The 4,336-nt window shown below is 70.9% G+C and carries 4 protein-coding genes; all 4 read right to left on the reverse strand.

The features are described from left to right. A partial coding sequence (locus C1J00_RS38960) for an FAD-binding oxidoreductase (protein WP_146046348.1) occupies positions 1-924 on the reverse strand: 924 nt, incomplete at its 3' end. Between the two features lie 72 nt (positions 925-996). Continuing rightward, a complete protein-coding gene (locus C1J00_RS38965; RefSeq protein WP_102913603.1) occupies positions 997-1,839 on the reverse strand; it encodes a carbohydrate ABC transporter permease in 843 nt (280 codons plus the stop codon). Positions 1,840-1,846: 7 nt separating this feature from the next. Beyond that, positions 1,847-2,839 carry a carbohydrate ABC transporter permease gene (locus C1J00_RS38970; protein ID WP_102913604.1) on the reverse strand — a complete coding sequence of 331 codons (993 nt, stop codon included), beginning with the start codon at positions 2,837-2,839 and terminating at the stop codon, positions 1,847-1,849. A gap of 95 nt (positions 2,840-2,934) precedes the next feature. Beyond that, a complete protein-coding gene (locus tag C1J00_RS38975) occupies positions 2,935-4,278 on the reverse strand; it encodes an ABC transporter substrate-binding protein (protein WP_180989855.1) in 1,344 nt (447 codons plus the stop codon). Positions 4,279-4,336: the final 58 nt, after the last annotated feature.

The raw sequence follows: 4,336 nt of genomic DNA on the forward strand, positions 1-4,336 counted from the left end.
CAGCCCCCCGCCGGTCTCCACGAACAGCCAGGCCCCGCCCCGCGGCAGCGCCTCCGGCGACGGGACCAGGTCCGCCGCCATGCCCTCCACCGTCAGGGGCCCTAAGGGCAGCAGCCCGGCCGCGGCCTCCGCCGCCGCGCTCTCGTCGGCGTAGCCCAGCACGGCCAGCGCACGCGCGCGGGGCGCCTCGACCAGGCGCACGACCGCCTCCGTCAGCACGCCGAGCGTGCCCTCGGAGCCGCAGAAGGAGCGGGCCACGTCGGCGCCGCGCTCGGGCAGCAGGGCGTCCAGCGCGTAGCCGGAGATGCGGCGGGGCAGCTCCGGGAAGCCGGTGCGCAGCAGGGCCGGTTCGCCCTCCACCAGCGCCCGCAGCCCCTCCGGCGCCCCGGCCCAGTCCCGCCCGAGCCGCAGGCGCTCGCCCCGCGCGGTGACGACGTCCAGCTCCCGGACACCGTCCGCGGTCGTCCCCCACGCCACCGAGTGCGAACCGCACGAGTTGTTGCCGATCATGCCGCCGAGCGTGCAGCGGCTGTGCGTGGACGGATCGGGCCCGAAGCGCAGCCCGTGCGGGGCGGCGGCCTCCTGGAGCCGGTCGAGCACCAGCCCCGGCTGCACGATGGCGGTGCGGCTCCCGGGGTCGAGCGACACGAGCCGGTTCATGTGCCGGGTGAAGTCCAGCACCACGCCCGTGCCCGTCGCCTGCCCGGCGATCGACGTGCCGCCGCCTCTCGCGACGACCGGGACCCGCCGCTCCCGGCACACCTCCAGGACGGCCGCCACGTCGTCGGCGTCACGCGGAGCGACCACGCCCAGCGGCACCCGCCGGTAGTTGGAGGCGTCCATGGTGACCAGCGCCCGGGAGGTGACGTCGAACCCCACGTCACCCCGGACGCCCCGGCGCAGCTCCGCCTCGAGGGCGGCCAGATCCCCGACATCCGTCATGCGTCCAGCATGCACCCGGCCACTGACAGTGACGGCCCGGGGCGCCCCGGTGGGTCAGCCCTTGACGGCGGAGCTGGCCACACCCTCGACGAACCAGCGCTGGAAGAACGCGAAGACGATCAGCACGGGCAGCACCAGCAGCACGCCGAAGGCGAGGATCTGGCCCCAGTCCGGGGGCTGCTGGCCCTGGAAGACGCTCATCTCCAGCGGCAGGGGGCGCACGGACGGGTCGGACACCATGAGCACCGGCCACAGGAAGGAGCCCCACTGGATCAGGAACGTGAGGATCGCGACCGAGGCGAACACCGGCCTGGACATCGGCACGATGATCGCGAAGAAGGTGCGCCAGGGCCCCGCGCCGTCCAGCCGCGCCGCCTCCTCGATGGTCGGCGGGATCTTCTTGAAGAACGTGTGGAACTGGTAGATCGCGAAGGCGTTGGCGACGAACGGCAGCGCCTGGATGAACAGGGTGTTGCGCTGGCCGTTGAACATGTAGAACAGCGGCACCGCCACCGACTCGAACGGGATCAGCATCAGCAGCAGGACGAGGGTGAACACCGCGTTCTGCCCGCGCCACTTCAGCCGCGTCAGCCCGTAGGCCGCCATCGAGTTGACGATCAGCCCGCCCGTCACCACCACGAACGACAGCAGCACCGACACGCCCATGAACTGCCAGAAGTAGCCGGTGCTGTCGGAGTTCAGGCTGTCGAGGACGGCTGCGTAGTTGTCGAAGGAGAGGTGGGTGGGCAGGAAGCCGGACAGGCCGTTCAGTACCTCGTCCGACGGCTTGAGGCTGCCGAGGAAGAGGTAGAGCGCGGGGAGCGCGAAGACGAACGCGAGGACACTCAGGACGGTGTAGTCGAGGACGCGGCGCACGGGCGTACGGGTCATGGCCATGGGTTGGTCAGTCCTCGTTGTCGGGCCGGACGACGCGGCGCTGGACGATGGTCAGGGCGACGACGATCAGGAAGAACACCACCGTGACGGCCGAGGCCTGGCCGATGTTGTTCTGGTCGAAGGCGGTGGTGACGGCCTGGTACATCACCGTCCGGGTGGCGTCCTCGTCCAGGCCGCCGCCGCGGATGAGGATGTACACCTGGTCGAAGACCCGGAAGGACAGCACCGAGGTCAGCATCGCGACGAACACGAGGGTGCCGCGGATGCCGGGCAGGGTGACGTGGCGGAACTGCTGCCAGCGGGAGGCCCGGTCCAGCTGGGAGGCCTCGTAGAGCTCGCCCGGGATCTGCTGGAGACCGGCCAGCAGGATGACCATCTGGAAGCCGACGCCCTGCCACACCGACAGCACGATGATCGAGCCCATCGCGGTGAGGCCGTCACCGAGCCAGTCGAAGGCGCCCCAGTTGCCGAGACTCACGGTGTCCAGCAGGGAGTTGAGCAGGCCCTGCTCGCTGCGGGCGAGGATCAGCCGCCAGATCACGGCGACCAGCGCCATCGGGAAGACCACCGGCATGAAGAAGAAGGCGCGGAACACGCCGATGGCCTTCAGCTTGCGGTTGAGCAGGATCGCCAGCGCCAGCGCGAGACCCGTCTGGAGCGGTACGACGACCGCGGCGAAGGTCAGGTTGTTCAGCAGCGCCCGCAGGAACGGGCCGGACAGGTCGGGGTCCGTGAACAGCCGCCGGTAGTGCTCCACGCCGAAGAAGGCGGGCTCCAGCGGCGAGCCGAGGCGGACGTTGTAGAAGGAGAGCACCACGGCGTAGCCGAACGGGATGCCGACGAAGGCGATCAGCCCGCCGACGGCCGGGGCGGACATCAGCAGTCCGTGCAGCCGGTCACGGTTGCCGCGCGCGGGACGCGGGGGCTTCGCGGGGCGTGCGGACGACACGGCCTGCGCCCGGCCTGGGGCCGCGGCGTGCGCGGGTTCCACGGTTTTCACGGGAGGGGTCCTCTTCCCGGCGGGGCGGGCGCGGTCGGTGCACGGCTGTGTCGCCACGTCGACGGCGGCCCGCCCGGGCCGATACGTCCTGCGGGTTACGGGATCTCGTAGCCGGCGTTGTCGGTGAAGTCCCGGTCGATGGCGCGGGCGGCCTTGCGCAGGGTTTCCTCGGGGTCGGCGCCGCCGTAGATCGAGTTGAGGGCCGTGTTGAACTTGGCGGTGACGGTGGGGTATCCGGCGGTCACCGGGCGGGTGACGGCGACGCAGGAGGAGCTGATGTCGCTGTCGCCGCACGGCTTGGCCAGCTGGTCGGCGAAGAGCTGGAGCGGCCCGCCCTTCTTGTAGAGGTCGCTCTTGGCCAGCGCGGTCCTGGTGGCGGGCACCGCGCCGTTGGCCTTCGTCATCGCGCCGACGTTGGTGTCGTTCAGCAGGTAGTCCAGGAAGGCGCCGGCGGCCTTGCCGTTCTTGCTGTCGGCGCCGATGCCCCAGGCCCACGAGCCTTGCCCGGTCTTGGGGCCGTCGCCGAAGTCGGGGAGCGGCAGGACGACGAGGTCGTCGCCGAGGGCCTCACTGTAGGCGGGGTAGTTCCAGTGGCCGACCCAGCTCAGCGCCACCTTGCCCTTGGCGAAGGCGTTGCCGTCGGTGTTGGGGTCGACGTAGGTCTTCCAGGACTGGAAGGTCTTCATCGCGGAGACGGCCTTCGGGCTGTCGAGGGCGCCCTGCGCCTTGCCGTCCTTCAGCAGGCCGCCGCCGGCCGACCAGAGAATCGGGGAGAAGCCGAAGGTGCCCCACTCGGAGGCCAGGCCGTACTGCTCCGATATGTCGAGGACCTTGCCGTCGGAGTCCTTGCCCTTCAGCGCCCCCAGCGCCTTGCCGAACTCCTCGGGCGTCCAGGCGTCGTCCACGCCCGTCGGGTACTTCACGCCGGCCGCGTCCAGCAGCTTCTTGTTGGCGTACATACCGAGCCCGGCGTCGAACATGCCGAGGCCGTAGTGCTTGCCGCCGATCTCGCCCTGCGCCTTGATCGCGTCCGTGGCGTTGCCGAGGGTCTTGGCGGAGACGTGGCCGTCGACCGGGGCGAGCTTGCTGTTGTAGACGAAGTTCGCCATCGTCGGGCCGTCGAACTCCAGCACGTCCGGCAGTTCGGAGGCGTCGGTGGCGGTGATGGTCTTGGTGTAGTCGTTCTCCGGGATCAGCTTCAGCTCGGCCTTGACGGCGTTCTGCGAGGAGTTGAAGGACTTCACCGCGCTCTGCAGCGCGGCCGTCTCGCCCGCCTGGCCCTGGTGGGCCCAGACGCTGATGGTGCCCTTGCCGCTGCCCTCCTCGGCGGAGGTGTCGCTGCCGCCGCCCCCGCCGCCACAGGCGGCCAACGCGGCCAGCGGCAGCAGGGCGAGGGCCGTCAGGCCCGTGCGGCGGTGTTTTCCGTGGCCGGTGATCATGATGGTGCCTCCGAGCGGGGTGTGCGGATGGGTGCGCGGACAAGGGGAGGGGCAGGGG

The organism is Streptomyces cahuitamycinicus (assembly GCF_002891435.1).
GTDB classification, from domain to species: domain Bacteria; phylum Actinomycetota; class Actinomycetes; order Streptomycetales; family Streptomycetaceae; genus Streptomyces; species Streptomyces cahuitamycinicus.